Raw genomic sequence first — 16018 nt, forward strand, 5'->3', positions numbered from 1 at the left:
CACTTCCTTTCCTATTTTATTCATTATTTAATATATTCTCAGCTTCAGGAGATGCTATCTCCATTCCATATATTCCTAAATCATTTACCGTTGTTATATTCACAACAACCTTACCGGAAAACCCTTTTTGAAAATATCCTGCTAAAATTTCTTTATGGGAATCTCCTAAAATATCTGTATAATACATAACTAATGAACCACTTTCATCAGCTTTTACTTTTAATTCAGTGGACTTCCCTGCCTTTATGCTTGGCACATTTATGTTTTTACTATTATTGCTATAACTTATTTTTAGACCACTTATTTCTTTATTTGTCTTGTTATTAATGGTAATTTTAAAGGTAGAACTATCCTTTACCAAGTAAACTCCTACACTCAATAATAATATTAAGATAACTCCTAAAATAATTAATGTTTTTTTCTTCATATGCTACACTCTCCATTTTATTTACTGTTAAAATAATTATACTATAAAACTTCAAAAAGAATCCATATTAAGAAAAATAAGAAAAACAACATCTTTTAGGATGTTGTTTTTTAAATTATTTGTTTTTCAATTTCTTTTCATAGTTATGATAAAGTACAAATGCAATTATAGCAAATACTATTGGTCCAGTTATTTGGAATGCCATAGCTGTGTAATCTTTATCTTCAATAACAGGTTTTATTATTGTAAATAAGTTCGCGAAACCAATTGTGAAGGTTACTATTACTGACCATACTACTGAAGCCTTATATGATTTATACATAACAAATGGCTTTTGAATTTCTTTTTTCTTTTTAAATGCAGGGAAAGCACCTGATAAGAACATATATGGTATTGTCATAGCCACGTTACCCATTAATATTAAGTAACTAAAGAATTTATTCGCAGAATCTCCTCCGAAAGAAGCAACTAAGATAAATATTACAACAACGATACATTGAACCCACATAGCGTTTACTGGCATGTTATTTTTATTTAATCTTGTCCATTTTTCTGGCCATATTTCTTTAGGTGTTCCTTCTATTAACTGTTTAATAGGTGCATAACTTAAAGTGAAGAATGCTCCCATTAATGCTAGCATCATTGAAAGACCTATGTATCTTGCAAACCAAGCTCCTAATTGAAGTGAAGCTCCAGTGCTCATACCGAAAGTTTGTCCTAATTTTACACCTAAGTTTTGAATTACTATATATGCAACATTAGCTAAGTTAACATTATCTCCTGATAATGTTTCTTGCCAGTTTGTAAATAATCCAATACAAAGTATTCCAATAGCATATCCAACAGCTATTATTATAGATGCAATCATTAATCCCCTAGGGAAATTCTTTTTAGCATCCTTAGTTTCATCAACCAATCCACTAACAGCTTCTAATCCACCATAAGCAAAGACTGCAAAAACTAAAAATCCTAATACACCAATTGGTGACTGATAAGATGGATTTGGAGCATTAACAAAGGCTGAGGCGTTTATAGCCTCCGCTGGCTTGAATCCATTACCTGCAAAAACAATTATAGCACCAAGAATAAGTACTATGTTTGATAATGCAACAACAGTTCCCCCAATTGAAGTTACTTTTGTTATGTTCTTTAATCCTTTAGATGCTGCATAAGTAATAACTATTATAAGAATTGATCCTAATATAGCCATAGTTTGCGGAACACTTAGTCCTAATAAAGACCATGTACCTGTAGTGTCTTTTCCATATATAACATTTGAGAAAGGAATCCATATTGATGATGAGTTACTAACTAACCATATTAAGTTTGATGAATACCACATGAATGTAACTATGAAAGCATATTTAGGTCCTACAGACTTTGCCATCCATGAGTATATTCCCCCTCTTTCCTTTCTAAATGCTGCTCCATATTCTGCCATCATAAAAGCATATGGAATTGAGAATGCTAATGCTGATATTATGTACCATGGAATAGCACCATATCCCATTAAATAAAAGGCCTTTGGCATATTAGCAAAACCATATACTGATGTGAAAATCATTAATATAAGCGCTGTTAAAGACAATTTACTCTTATGTTCTGAGCTCATATTTTTCCTCCTTAGTTAAATTGTTGGATTATATGTAATTTATACGTATAATATATCATCTTAACATATATTTTAAATATTTTAAATATATTTTGTCTATTATAATAACAATTTATTAAAATATAGTTAATAAATTGGTTTTTTTTGAAATGTTATCAGAAATTTTTAGTTTTTTTATTAATTAATTTAATTTTTTCTAGTTTAATTAATAAAAATAAAAAAAACACTAAGAACAATCCTTCTTAGTGTTTTTTTATTTATGATAAATTTAAGCTTCTTTCTTTTATCTTCCAGAATGCCATTGCTGACAATAATAAAATTAAGCAGAATGAAGTATAAACCCAGAATAATGGATTACTCATACTTCCAATTAATATTATTAGAGAACCAACTGTGGCTAATATAGGATTTAAGAATCCTTTCCAAATTCCTTTTACTTCTCCACTTCTTCCCATATTAAATACTTTTACATATAATAAAATGTAAAGCACATAGTTTATTGTTATAGAAATCTCTGATATATCAGAGTTAGGAAGAACATTAAACTTTTGAGTTATATAATGTATCACTACCCAGAATAAAATTACTACTAAAGATATCATAGCTGAATTAACTGGTATTCCTAATTTATCGTTAACTTTAGAAATTTTATCTGACTTAGGAAACATTCCTCTTATAGCTAATGAGTATGGTAATCTTATCATTCCCATTAAAAGACCATTGACAGTTCCCATAATTGATATAATAACAAAAATTATAAATATTTTTGCTCCCATAGGTCCTAAAATTTTATTAGCTGCTAAATCTACGTGAGCGTCTCCAAGTTGCATTACCATTTCCGGTCCTACAAAAGTACTTATACCTACAAAGTAAGCTATGTATATAATAAGTATAAATAATGGTGCTATTATTAAAGCCTTTGGTAAGTTCTTTTTAGGATTTTTAATTTCATGCCCTATGGAAGTTGCAACGATCCACCCATCAAATGAAAAGGCAATAGGAGCTATTGCTGAAATCCATCCTAAAGACTGCATATTAGTAACATCAGTTGGATTTATACTTGTTGGATTTCCATAAACTAATCCTACTAAAGCTACAAGTATTAAAGGAATTAATTTTATTATTGTAGATGCATTTTGAAAATACCCTCCTGCTTTAGCAGATAAAACATTAAATAAAAATAATATCCCAACGACTGCTAGTCCAATTAAAACCTGTATTTCTAAAGTTCCCTCTATTCCAAAAAGCATACAAGTATATATTCCTGTAACCCATGAAACAACGGCTATAAGTGTTGGATAATATAATAATGTATGAAACCATCCAAATGAACATGCTACAGATTTATTATATGATTCCTCAGCATAGGTTATAATTCCACCAGCCTTTGAATTACGAGAAGCTAATTCTGAAATTGTAAGACTTCCAAATATGATACCAAGTGCGGCTATCGAAAAAACTAATACCCCTAAACTAATACTTCCGCCAGTTGCTATAAGAATATTGTCACTTTTAAAAAATATTCCTGAACCTATAACAACACCAACTATCATTCCAATTGTTGTAAATAATCCATATTTATTTTTATTCAAACGTACTCCCCCAATCTACGAATCATTTTAGCTTTTGTTAAATATTAAATTACTTATAAAATTAAGTTTTTATTAATACTATCACAAAGGTTATCCAGTAGTAAATATTAATTTAGAAATTTTAATAGATAAATAGTTAATTTTTATTAATTTAACTATTTATTAATATTTTCATATAAGAAAATCATGATATAAAATATAAAATACCATATCATGATTTATTATATGAAAATCTACCACTATTAAAGTTTTAATATGTTAATTCAATAAATTATGTGCTATTACTCCAAAATATGTTATATTATTATTATAAATATTTTTTGCGGGGTGATATTTTGGCAGCAGGAAAAACACATGACAAAATTACGGTTATTATGACCCCTTTCGTAGCATCCTTTTTTCTCTTTATAAACATGGTTTTCTTAGAGGATTTAGGAAGCAGTCTTGCCTTCACTATATTAGGCGTGTCCATATATATGTTTGGTGGATATATGTTTTCTGGAGATTTAGATATTAAGAGCAGAGAATTTAAAAGATGGGGTTACTTAAAGTTTATTTGGATTCCTTACCAAAAGCTATTTGAACATAGAAGTGTATTTACACACGGTTTTATATTAGGACCTATAATTAGAATAATTTATGTATCTATAATACCTATAACAATTTCTTCATTGTTATATTCTTTTTCTATAATTAGTGTCTCCACACCGGAAATGCTAAAATTAGTTGGAAGTTTTATATTAAATAATAAAGTTTTATTTTCAAACATTCTTTTAGCTTTATTTTTAGGTTCTGGACTTCATACTATAACAGATATAATTTATAGTTATTTTAAAAAGAAATTCTCTTACAGAAAGAAAAAATCATACAAGAAATATAGTAGGAATAAAAGAACTGCAAGAAAGGCAGCATAATAAAAAAAGGACTAGCTTCTCACTAGTCCTTCTTTATTATTTTATTGGTAATTCTATTATAAAATTACACCCTTTTAAAGGCCCTTCACTTAAATATATGATACCTCCATGTTTTTCTACGATTTCCTTACTTATGGTTAAACCTAAACCTGATCCACCCTTTTTAGAGTTTCTTGATTTTTCTTCTCTTACAAAAGGATTAAATATATCTTTTTTAATATCCTCACTTAACCCTATTCCATCATCACTGACTATTACCTTAACCCTATTCTCTTCTTTTATAAGAGATACTAAAAATCTCGTTCCATTTTTGTTGTACTTAACGCTATTTATTATTAAGTTTCCTATGGCACGCTCAAGTCTTTTAGCATCAAATTCTAAATAAACCTCTTCATCACATATCTCAAACTCAAAATCAAAATCTTTCTCTTCTAATAGATATATATAATCCGCAATTAAACTTCTTAAAAACTCACTTAAATCTTGTCTTCTTTTATCTAAGATAAACTCTGAACTTTGCAATGTATAAAATTCAAAGAGCTCCATTATCATTTCATTTGCTCTTTCTCCATTATTTTCAATTATATTTATGTATTTATTTAAATTCTCCTCACTGATATTAGGATTATTTTTTATAATGTTAGAATAACCTATTATGCTAGATAAAGGAGTTTTTAAGTCATGAGCTATATTTCTAACAAACTCTTTTCTAAGTCTTTCTGATGTCTCTTTTAGTTTTTTCTCTTCCTCTATTTTAGAAGCCATGTTGTTAAATGCATCTCCAAGCTCTTTAAATTCATTATTTCTTTCAATATTTATCCTAGTTGAGTAATCACCTGAAGCTAATTTTCTAACTCCATTCATAAGTTTATCTAAAGGCTTAGTAAATGTCTTTGATGTTAGTCTAGAATAAAGAATTAAACTTATTATAAATATAAAAATGTATAACACTACCATTATGTACACAAACACTTTAAAGCCTATTCTAGGACTTTTTATGAACATACTGGATAAATCTTCTTTAGGTATTCTAGTAAGAACAAAAAAATGTCCCTCTTTGCTATATCCAACATAAATAAAATAATCATTATCCATATTAGTGGCATTTATTTCATTAACTAAAATTTCTCCAAACTCTTCATTAGAATACTTATCTCTTTTTACCTTAGGAGTACCGATTGTTTTTATCACATTTAAATCCTTATCTATAACCTCAATCCAACCATCATGGTCTGTTATGTAATTTTCACTTATACTATCATAATCTTTATTCTCTATTTCACCTAGAATTATATCTGAAGTTTCTCCTTCTAAAGGCTCACTTTTCAAATATATAGCAATACCTGTTATAAATGAAAATATAAATATAATAGTAGTTATAATACTTATTAGTAAAAATACCTTAAGGTAATTTCTAAGTAGTATATTAGAAACCCTATATCTATTTTTTCTTAGATTAAATCTTTTCAAATCTATAACCTATCCCTCTTATCGTTTTTATTTTACAAGGATTTTTAGGATCTTCCTCTATTTTATCTCTCAAATGGCTTATATGAACCATTATAGTATTATCATCCCCTAAATAATCCTCTTGCCATATATTTTCATATATCTGTTTTTTAGTAAATACTCTTCCTATGTTATTCATTAACATTTCTAGTATTTTAAACTCTTTTGCATTTAAAGAAACTATTTCTCCATCTTTCTTCACAGTACATCCTTCTTTATCAAGTTCTAAGTTTCCAATCTTTATAAGTTCATTTTCTCCAGAGTATTTATAGCATCTTCTTAAGTTAGATTTAATTCTTGCCATAAGTTCTACTGGCTTAAATGGCTTTATAACGTAGTCATCTGCTCCTAACCCTAATCCTAATATCTTATCATCATCTTCGATTTTTGCAGTTAAAAAGATAACTGGAATTTGACTCCATCCTCTTAACATTTTCAATAAATTAAAGCCATCTATTCCATCCATCATAACATCTAATAATGCTAAGTGAATATGTTCCTTTTTTAATATATCTAAAGCTTCTAAGCCATTTACAGCTTTAAAAACAGTATATCCTTCCTTTAATAAGTGTAACTCCAAAAGATTTCTTATATCTTGTTCATCCTCAGCTATTAAAATATTCATATTACCCTCCTATAATAATTCCTTAAATACATTATAATATTAAAATATTATTTTTCTAAACTTATCTTATTATTTAAGATATTTTTAAGATTAAAAGGTCTCAAATAAAGAAACTTAATTTCTTATTTGAGACCTTTTAATTAACTATTTAATAAATACTCACTTAATTTAGCATTAGCTAACATTAATTTTATTCTATTTTCTTGATTGACCTTTGTTGATGAAGGGTCATAATCTACAACAACTATATTAGCCTCTGGATGCTTCTCCATTATCCCTCTAATCATTCCCTTTCCGACTATATGGTTAGGAAGACATCCAAAAGGTTGAGCACAAACAATATTATTTACTCCACTATTTATAAGTTCTAACATTTCAGCAGTCATAAGCCATCCTTCACCCATTTTAACTCCTCTTCCGATATATTCTTCAACGGAAGTCTTTAATTCTTTAAATGGAGCTGGTGCTCTAAACTTACTGTATTTCTTTATTGAATCTATCATAATATTTTGTAAATGCTCTAAATATGAACATCCAACCTTAGTGACCTTACTTGACACTTTTTTCATTCCATACAACTTATAATCTATTTCTGAGTTTGATAGACAATACATAAAGAAATCTGTCACTCCTGACATAACAACCTCTGCATTATCTTCTCTTAAGAATTTTTCTAAATCATTATTACCTAAAGGAGAATATTTTAAATATATTTCTCCTACAATACCAACTTTCACCTTTTCAGTTTGTTCTAATTCCAATTTAGAAAATTCTAAAATTATATCTTTGAATAATTCTCTTATTTTTAAATAACCTAAATTTTTGAATTTATTATTTAAAGTATTAATACATTTATCTAAGACTTCATCAGTTTCTCCCTCATTAATCTCATAGGATTTGCACTGATTATACATGTACATAAGTAAATCTCCATAATAAAGAGCATATATACATTTAAGTAATAATCCTGGATACATCTTGAAGCCTTCATGTTTCTCTAATCCACTTGCGTTTAAAGAAATTACTGGCACATGCTCTAAATTATTTTCTCTTAAAGCCTTTCTTAATAAATGTATATAGTTAGATGCACGACATCCGCCTCCAGTTTGGCTTATTATTAAAGCTGTTTTATCTGGATCATACTTTCCACTTTTTAAAGCTTCCATAAGTTGTCCAATTACAATCATAGCTGGATAACATATATCATTATGAACACTTTTCAATCCTTCGTTAATGGCACTATTTGTATCACCTTCAAAGAACTCTAATTTATAACCGTATTTTTTCATTATTCCAGATAAAAGTTTAAAGTGTATTGGCAACATTGTAGGAGCTAAAATAGTGTGAGTCTTTTTCATTTCTTTAGTAAATACTGCAAATTCGTTCTTAATTCCTATTTCCATTCTATCACCTATTCCTGTGCTATAGCCTCTAGCAAGCTTCTAATTCTTATCTTCGCTGCGCCTAAATTATTTGTTTCATCTATTTTTAATTGAGTATATATCTTATTATTTCTTTCTAATATATCTTTTACTTCATCAGAAGTTATGGCATCTGTTCCACACCCAAAGGATACTAGTTGAATAAGCTCAATATCCTTATTTCTTGCTACATAATAAGCTGCATTATATAATCTAGCTTGATATGTCCATTGATTTAAAATATTTACCTTTGGTTTTTCATGACTTAACTCAATAGAATCTTCAGTTAAAACAATAATCCCTAAGCTACTTAAAACCTTATCTATTCCATGATTTATTTCTGGATCTATATGATAAGGTCTTCCTGCTATTACTATAACCTTCTTATTGTTATTTTTAGCATACTCTATAAACTCTTTACCCTTATTTCTTATATCCTTAGTATATCTCTCATATTCTATATAAGCTTTTTCTAAAGCATTTTTAACTTCTTTTTGTTTTATATCTCCAAAAGTTTCACTTAAAATTTCATAAAGCTTTTTGCTTAATAGCTTCTTGTTATTTAAGCTTAAGTAATCCATAGTAAAATTATTTTTATTTAACTCTTTTACATTAGTCTTTAAAAGTTCTGGATAATAAGCTACAACAGGACAATTAAAGCAGTTATCTGCCATACCCTCATCGAAATTATAGCTCATACATGGATAGAATATATGCTCTATATTTTTACTTAATAAGTTTTCAATATGACCATGAGCTAATTTTGCTGGATAACATACAGTATCTGATGGAATTGTATGCTGTCCTTTTAAATACATTTTTTTATTAGATTGGTCAGATAAAACAACCTTAAATCCTAACTCCTTAAAGAAAGTAGCCCATAGAGGAATATTCTCATACATATTTAAAACCATTGGTAATCCTATAGTTCCTCTTGTTCCCTCTTCTAATGATTCATATTCTCTTAATTTTTTATATTTATATTGATACATATTAGGAATACTTTCTGCTACTTTTTTACCTGTTGGTCTTTCACATCTATTTCCTGAAATGTATCTTTCACCATCATTAAAAATATTTATTGTTAAATTACATCTATTAGTACACAAACCACACTTCGCTATTTTAGACTTATGTGTAAACTTTTCTAAATCTTCTTTAGAGATTATTTTACTTTCCTTTGAATTTTTTCTCTTTGCATAAAGCGCACATCCATAAGCTCCCATAAGTCCGGATATACTAGGTCTTATAACATTCATACCAAGTTCTTTTTCAAAGGCTCTAAGTATGGCATCATTATACATTGTTCCCCCTTGAACAATTATATTTTCACCTAATTCATCCACACTTTTAGCTCTTATTACTTTATAAAGAGCATTTTTTACTACACTAACAGAAAGTCCGGCTGAAAGATCTTCTACTGTTGCCCCCTCTTTTTGAGCTTGTTTTACTGATGAGTTCATAAAAACAGTACATCTTGATCCTAAGTCTGCTCCATGTTTAGCAAATAACCCTAATTTAGAAAATGTTTCTACGTCATATCCCATTTGATTTGCAAAACTTTCTATAAAGGATCCACATCCTGATGAACATGCCTCATTTAACATTATATTTGCTACAATCCCATTTTTTATTTTAAAGCATTTGATATCTTGTCCACCTATATCTAAAATAAAATCAACCTTAGGATTAAAGTGACTAGCTGCAATATAGTGTGCTACGGTTTCTACTATTCCAAAATCAATTGAAAAAGCTTTCTTTATTAATTCTTCTCCATATCCAGTTACTGCGCTACCTATGATTTTAATTTTTTCTCCACATATATTATAAATATGCTTTAATTCTTTTTTTACTACTTCAATAGGATTTCCTTTATTTGAACCATAATACTCATATAAAATATTATCCTCTTTATCTATTAAAACAACCTTAGTTGTTGTACTTCCAGCATCAATTCCTATGTAAGCTTCACCATTATAACTATTTATATCATTGCTTATTACTTTAGCTCTATTGTGTCTTTCTATGAATTCTTCATACTCTAATTCATCATTGAATAATGGATCGATCGTATTTATAGTTGAGATTTCATTATGGCTTTCTTTTATTATTCCTAATAATTCTTTGTATTCATATTCTCTATTACTTTCCTTAGAATATATAGCACTTCCAATGGCTACAAAAACTTGTGCATTTTCAGGAGAAACAACATCATTATCCTGTAATTTTAATGTTTTTATAAATCTTTCTCTTAATCCCTTACAAAAATATAAAGGTCCTCCTAAAAACATTATCTTACCTTCAATACTTCTTCCCTGTGCTAATCCACCTATAGTTTGATTTACAACAGATTGGAATACACTTGCAGAAATATCTTCTTTTCTTGCTCCTTGATTTAATAATGGTTGAATATCAGTTTTAGCAAAAACCCCACATCTTGAAGCAATCTCATATATATTCTCATGTTTAAGACTTAAGTTGTCCATTTCATCTACAGTAAGCCCCATAAGATGAGCCATTTGATCTATGAAAGCCCCCGTTCCACCTGCACAACTTGAGTTCATTCTCTCCTCAAAACCACCTGTCAAGAAGATTATCTTAGCATCTTCTCCTCCAAGTTCTATTGCTACATCTACATCATCATAATATCTTTTTATAGCCAATGTTGTTGCAAAAACTTCTTGAACAAAAGGCAGATTATATTCTTTTGAAATTCCATAGCCAGCTGATCCAGTTATAGCTATTTTAAACTTTTTATTCTCAATTAACCCTTTTATATTTTCTAGTTCTTCTATTAGCTTTTCTCTTACTTTTGAGTAATGTCTTTCATAATTAGAATAAATAACCTTATCCTCTTCATTTAAGACAATACATTTTAAAGTTGTAGACCCTGCATCAATACCTATTTTGTAATACAAAGTTAATATCACCTCTTTAATTAATAATTAATATCCTCTACTAATATTTTCAAAAAAATGAATAAATCTCAGAAAACCCATTCACATTTTGTTAATTCTTTATTAACTATATCATAAAAATATATTTATATCACCTAATTATAAGTTTTAATAATAAGCAAAATATAAGTTTAATTCATAAATTTACTTATTATCTCATTAAAATAAAGATTCCTTATTAACTTTAATATATGCACAAATGGTGATTATTAAGTACTTAACCCAATAACCACCATTTATATATTTAATTACCTTCTTTTCTTTCCCTTTGAACCTTTAAAACTTCTTTGTTCAGAACTTTTTGAATTAGAACCTCTTTGCTTTTTGCTATGTGAACTTCTCTTTTTATCTTCTGATACTCCTAGTCTTCCATTGTTATCCTTGGAGTTCTTTCTTCCACCATTTTTATGCCCATGATGACTTCTATTTCCTACACTGTTTTTATCCTTAATTAAGCACTTTGGTCCATTACCAATTAAATCTTCTCTTCCAGCCTTAACTAAAGCATCATAAACTATATTATAATTCTTAGGATTTTTAAATTGTAATAAAGCTCTTTGCATGGCTTTTTCTTCTTTACTTCTAGGAATATATACTTCTTCCATTGTTAATGGGTCTAGTCCAGTATAGAACATTGTAGTAGATAATGTTCCTGGTGTTGGATAAAAATCTTGTACTTGCTCTGGTTGATATTTAATATCTCTTAAATACTCAGCAAGCATAACAGCATCTTCCAATTTGCATCCTGGATGACTTGACATTAAATAAGGAATTATGAACTGTTTCTTTCCTAATTTCTCTGTAATTCTAAAGAACTTCTCTCTAAATTTATCATAAGTCTTTCCAGCTGGTTTACCCATGTATTTTAAAACATTTGGAGATACATGCTCAGGAGCAACTTTTAATTGTCCACTTACATGGTGTTCAACTAGCTCTTTAAAGAAAGTATCATCCTTATCAGCCATTATGTAGTCATATCTTAAACCTGAACGTATAAATACTTTTTTAATTCCTGGCAATTTTCTAACTCTTCTTAATAAATGCAGATATTCTTTATGGTCTACGTCCATATTTTTGCATATCCCCGGTGACATACATTGTTTATTTTTGCAAGCCCCTAAAGTTAATTGCTTTTTACAAGCCGATTTTCTAAAGTTAGCTGTAGGACCTCCTATATCATGGATATACCCTTTAAAGTCCTCATACTTAGTTATTTCTTTAGCTTCCTCTACTATAGAATCCTCACTTCTACTTGATACAATTCTTCCTTGATGGAATGTTATTGCACAAAATGAACAGTTACCTGAACATCCTCTTGAACTTACTACGCTGAACTTAACCTCTTCTATAGCTGCTATACCACCATCTTTTTCATAAATAGGATGATATGTCTTTTGATATGGAAGAGCGTAAACTCTATCTAGCTCTTCTCTTGTAAGAGGCATTTCAGGTTTATTTATAACAACATATTTTCCATTATGCTCTTGAACTAAAGTTCTTCCTCTTACAGGGTCTTGCTCTTCATATAATGTTTTAAAGCATTTAGCATAAGTTCTCTTATCTGTTGAAACATCCTTAAATGATGGTAATACTATATGCTCTTCATAGATTTCATCTAAGCTATCAGCTATGTAACATGTTCCTGGTATATGTCTTATGTACTTTCCATCGAATCCTTGATTTAAGAAATCAGCTACTTCAACAATTTGTTTTTCACTCATTCCATAGATTAAAAGATCCGCTCCACTATCAACTAATATTGATTTTCTTACTTTATTTTCCCAGTAATCATAATGAGCAAATCTTCTTAAACTAGCTTCAATTCCTCCAATTACAATATTAACATCCTTATAAGCTTCTCTTATTTTATTACAATAAACTATTGTAGCTCTATCAGGTCTCTTCCCCATTTCCCCCTTAGGAGTATATAGGTCTTTTTTTCTTAATTTCTTACTTACTGTGTAGTGATTAACCATAGGGTCCATATTTCCCCCATTAACTAGAAATCCTAGTCTAGGTCTACCTAACTTTTTAAAATCATCTACAGACTTCCAATCTGGTTGAGCTATTATTCCCACCTTATATCCTGCGTTTTCTAAAACTCTAGATATAATGGCTGTACCAAAACTATGGTGGTCTATGTATGCATCTCCTGTTACTAGGACGAAGTCACACTGTTCCCAACCTCTTTCTATCATATCATCTTTGCAAATTGGCAAAAACTTATTTTCACTCATTTCTTCACCTACTTGTCTCTTCTTAAGATTATTTATGCAAAATAGCTAAAATAAATCTTCATATGATTATAACATTAAAAATAGTATAAAACCAAGTTTTATTTTATACTATTTTTAGTGTTATTTCTTTACTTCATAAAGTTCCTTCCAATTAAATTACCCAATTTTTAAACAACAAATTTATTTTAGTTGTTATTACTGTGGCGACATTTATTGAATCAGAGTAAATTAATTCTTTTCATTTTCAATAAATAAAGCACTCATTTAGTATTACACACTAAATGAGTACTTTTAAAACTTTAAATTAAACTTCATTCCAAAACTTTTCACAAATATTTTTTACACCTAATTCATTTTCCGCTAAAATATTAAAAAACCATTCTTTTGGAAGAAGACTTTTATATTTATTGGTAAAGTATCTATCATCTAAAAGAAGTACTATTCCTTTATCCTCTTCTGTTCTAATACATCTTCCTGCAGCCTGAAGCACCTTAATTATTCCTGGATATACATATGCATAATCAAACCCATTTTGCCCTATGGAATTGTAGTATTCTTTTATTGCCTCTCTCTCCAAACAAATTTTTGGCATTCCAACTCCTACAATTATTACTCCAATAAGCCTATCTAATGTTAAATCTATTCCTTCTGAAAAATGACCTCCTAATACAGCTAAACCAATATGACTTTCTTTTCTACCTTCCTCAAACAAAGCTAAAAACTCTTCTTTTTCCTCTTCATTCATATCATTACTTTGAGCTCTTATGCTAAAATCAATATCCTGTCTCTTTATTTCCTCATAAACCATTAGCATATATTCATAGGATGGAAAAAATACAAGATAATTTCCCACCTTACTTTTTGCACATTCTAAGATATAATTAACTATTTTAGGAAGAGTCCTCTTTCTATTAGAATAAGTAGTAGATATATCCCTTCCTACTATGGTTAACTTATTTTTGTGATCAAAAGGAGAACTTAAATTAACAGAATAATCACCCTCCTGTGCCCCATAAAGCTCCTTAAAATACTCCATTGGAAGTAATGTTGCCGAAAATATTATAACCGATTTAAATCTATTCATTATGCTTTTAAGTATTCTAGATGGATCTAAGCAATTAATACCTAATTCTAAATCACTTCCATTTGATTTGTATAGGCTTATAAACTCTTCTCCGTAATAACCACTTATGTTTAAAAACTCATAAATATTAAAATATAACTCTAAAAGATTAGAATTTTCCTCATTAGCTTTGCTTTGATAAATATCTGTTTTCTCTAAAAACCCTCTTAAAATACCATATAATTCTTTAGGTTCTTCTTTTTCTATAAGACTCTTAGTTTCTAAGTTTTCTAGTAATTTTCTTTTTTCTATTAAATATTTATTGGCCCTATCTAAAGAATTAAAAATCCCATTATCCTTATTTTTAAATTCTCTCTTAAGGTTTAAGAAGTCTTCTTTATGTATTCTAGAGGAATACATATCCCTTCCTCTATCAAGTAAATTATGAGCTTCGTCAATTAATACAGTATATTCCTTAGCCTTGCCCTCCATTATTCCTTTTAAAGAAGCCTGAGGGTCAAATATATAATTATAGTCACAGATTACTACATCACAAAAATTAGTTAATTCAAGTGAAAATTCAAAGGGACAAATTTTATACTCATCAGATAATTTATTTATATACTCTAAATTATATTCTCCTTTATTCTTTAAAGCCTCTTTTAAAGCAAGATTAACTCTATCAAAGTATCCATTTGCATAAGGACAATACTCTGGAATACACTTTTTTTCATCCATCTTACAACATTTATCTTTTGCAGTTATATTTACACTTCTTATATTTAATCCCTTTTCTCTCATTATACGAAGGCTGTTATTAGCAATCTCTCTTGTTGTTGTTTTTGCTGTTATATAAAATATTTTAGAAGTTTCTCCTTTTCCTAAAGCCTTTATAGTAGGAAATAATGTAGACATTGTTTTCCCAGTTCCTGTTGGTGCTTCTGCAAAGCATTTTTTCCCTTCTTCAACTGCTTTATATACCCTAACTGCCAATTCTCTTTGCCCTTTTCTATATCTTTCAAAAGGAAACTGTAATACTTCTATAGAATCATTTCTAATATCTATCCACTCTTTTTCTAATAATATCCATTCTTTATATTTTTCTATTAATTCATAAAAAAATCCTTCTAGTTCATTAAAGTTATATTCACGTCTTAAAAACTTTGTTCCAAAATCCTCAATATTGTAATATGTTAATTGAACTATTATAGATTCTAAATTCTTTTCCTTACTATATATATAGGCATATATCTTTGCTTGAGCCCAATGTAATTCATTAAAGTCATAATCTATATCCATAACATTTCTTGTTGTAGTTTTTATTTCATCAATAATTACCTTGTCATTTTCTTCTAATATTCCATCAGCTCTACCTTCTACTCTTAGCGTAAATCCTTCAAATTCAATATCTTCCTTTAAAGACACCTCTGCTTTATCTTTTTCTGAATAGGTACTTTGTATTTTCTTATGTCCTTTTATTCCTTCTAAAGCTCTTACTGATGCCTTTACTCTACTATCAATACTTCCTTTTCTAAGAACGAATTCTACTAGGTTTCTTATAGAAATCTTTATCAATTCATTTTTCACTTAAATCACCTATTTTCATTGTCTATATATAAACTTTATCATATAATTAATAAAAATAAAAAGGGAGAAAGAAT

Annotated in this window: 10 protein-coding genes; 1 reads left to right on the forward strand and 9 read right to left on the reverse strand. The window is 28.6% G+C overall.

Going from position 1 to position 16018, the window contains the following annotated elements; translation table 11 throughout:
• Positions 1-16: 16 nt before the first annotated feature.
• The 3 genes from AC2A4K_RS08855 to AC2A4K_RS08865 form a co-directional block, all read right to left on the reverse strand.
• Positions 17-427 carry a hypothetical protein gene (locus AC2A4K_RS08855; RefSeq protein WP_322503304.1) on the reverse strand — a complete coding sequence of 137 codons (411 nt, stop codon included), beginning with the start codon at positions 425-427 and terminating at the stop codon, positions 17-19.
• 115 nt (positions 428-542) lie between these two features.
• Positions 543-2039, reverse strand: coding sequence for a glutamate/gamma-aminobutyrate family transporter YjeM (gene yjeM / locus AC2A4K_RS08860; RefSeq protein ID WP_322503303.1), 1497 nt, complete (start codon positions 2037-2039; stop codon positions 543-545).
• 257 nt (positions 2040-2296) lie between these two features.
• A complete protein-coding gene (locus AC2A4K_RS08865; RefSeq protein ID WP_322503302.1) occupies positions 2297-3631 on the reverse strand; it encodes an APC family permease in 1335 nt (444 codons plus the stop codon).
• Positions 3632-3966: 335 nt separating this feature from the next.
• On the opposite strand from AC2A4K_RS08865, the gene AC2A4K_RS08870 reads away from it, so the two are divergent.
• Positions 3967-4545 carry a metal-binding protein gene (locus AC2A4K_RS08870; RefSeq protein ID WP_322503301.1) on the forward strand — a complete coding sequence of 193 codons (579 nt, stop codon included), beginning with the start codon at positions 3967-3969 and terminating at the stop codon, positions 4543-4545.
• A gap of 36 nt (positions 4546-4581) precedes the next feature.
• On the opposite strand, the gene AC2A4K_RS08875 is transcribed toward AC2A4K_RS08870, so the two are convergent.
• From AC2A4K_RS08875 to AC2A4K_RS08900, 6 genes are all read right to left on the reverse strand, one after another.
• Positions 4582-6015, reverse strand: a complete 1434-nt coding sequence (locus AC2A4K_RS08875) for a HAMP domain-containing sensor histidine kinase (RefSeq protein ID WP_322503300.1) — start codon at positions 6013-6015, stop codon at positions 4582-4584.
• Complete coding sequence (locus AC2A4K_RS08880; RefSeq protein ID WP_322503299.1) at positions 6002-6679, reverse strand: response regulator transcription factor; 678 nt, start codon at positions 6677-6679, stop codon at positions 6002-6004. Before AC2A4K_RS08880 ends, AC2A4K_RS08875 begins: the two co-directional genes overlap by 14 nt.
• A 140-nt stretch (positions 6680-6819) precedes the next feature.
• A complete protein-coding gene (locus AC2A4K_RS08885) occupies positions 6820-8082 on the reverse strand; it encodes a 2-hydroxyacyl-CoA dehydratase (RefSeq protein ID WP_322503298.1) in 1263 nt (420 codons plus the stop codon).
• Between the two features lie 8 nt (positions 8083-8090).
• Positions 8091-11018: an acyl-CoA dehydratase activase-related protein gene (locus AC2A4K_RS08890; RefSeq protein ID WP_322503297.1), complete on the reverse strand. Its 2928-nt coding sequence runs from the start codon at positions 11016-11018 to the stop codon at positions 8091-8093.
• A gap of 287 nt (positions 11019-11305) precedes the next feature.
• Positions 11306-13294 (reverse strand): YgiQ family radical SAM protein, encoded by a 1989-nt coding sequence (locus AC2A4K_RS08895; protein WP_322503296.1) that lies wholly within the window; start codon positions 13292-13294, stop codon positions 11306-11308.
• 304 nt (positions 13295-13598) lie between these two features.
• Positions 13599-15944 carry an ATP-dependent DNA helicase gene (locus AC2A4K_RS08900; RefSeq protein WP_322503295.1) on the reverse strand — a complete coding sequence of 782 codons (2346 nt, stop codon included), beginning with the start codon at positions 15942-15944 and terminating at the stop codon, positions 13599-13601.
• Between the last annotated feature and the right edge of the window lie 74 nt (positions 15945-16018).

It is taken from the genome of Clostridium sp. LIBA-8841, from assembly GCF_057782475.1.